Source organism: Enterobacter sp. RIT637, assembly GCF_019718755.1.
Taxonomy (GTDB): Bacteria; Pseudomonadota; Gammaproteobacteria; order Enterobacterales; family Enterobacteriaceae; genus Enterobacter.
Genome location: NZ_JAIHAZ010000072.1, coordinates 1 through 712, shown reverse-complemented (window position 1 = coordinate 712; position 712 = coordinate 1). Strand labels below are relative to the sequence as shown.

Below are 712 nucleotides of genomic sequence, written 5' to 3'. Positions count from 1 at the left end.
ACCCTTACGGCAACTGGTGAGGCTGGAAACTCACGCTTAACTCCATGGATGGCAATAAATGAAATCTGGCAAACGGGTTTTTCTTTTACTCTTACTTGCAATTGCAGGCTGCCACTCGGCTGGATCTCTAACTCCGGAAGAAACCGGTGAGATGCCTTATGGGCTATGGGAATTTGCGTTTTTTACGCCGAAAGCGCTTCCGGCTTTTGTCAATTATGTTGGCATTATTGATGACAAAGACATCCTCTACTCATTCAGAACCCTGGACAGTACTCAGGATAGCTACCTGACCGTTGGGAAATGGAATAATAAGGTCGGACGGCATGGTCAATTTAATAAAGCTCGTCATCCACCTGTGGCTATGTTGTTTTGCTGGGATTCGATTATTGATAAAAAAACCTATGAGACGCGTATCATTTTCCCTGCGTCCATGAGGGAAAAAATGGGCATTGCGACAGGGATAGACCGTTTAGGACAAAAGGCCTGGTACAACACAATTCTCTTTGGCCTGGCACCAGAGGGTAAGGTCAAAGTCTGGTTGCAAAACAGCGGCGGGGGAGACAACCTGCCGGTAGAGCCTAAAAAAATCACAACGCTGTCAGGCGATAAACTGGAGGGATGTAAAGGGATAAGTCGGCTTGATATGTCTTACAAAATTCCGGAGGGATATGATCAGGATACAAAAGACTTTATCAAGGGCAAAACCTACCCT

At 45.9% G+C, this 712-nt stretch carries 1 protein-coding gene; it reads left to right on the top strand.

The genetic code is table 11. The features are described 5' to 3' along the window. Positions 1–58: 58 nt before the first annotated feature. Positions 59–712: DUF2931 family protein (locus K5E19_RS23215; RefSeq protein ID WP_221553283.1), on the top strand; the 654-nt coding region annotated here is incomplete at its 3' end.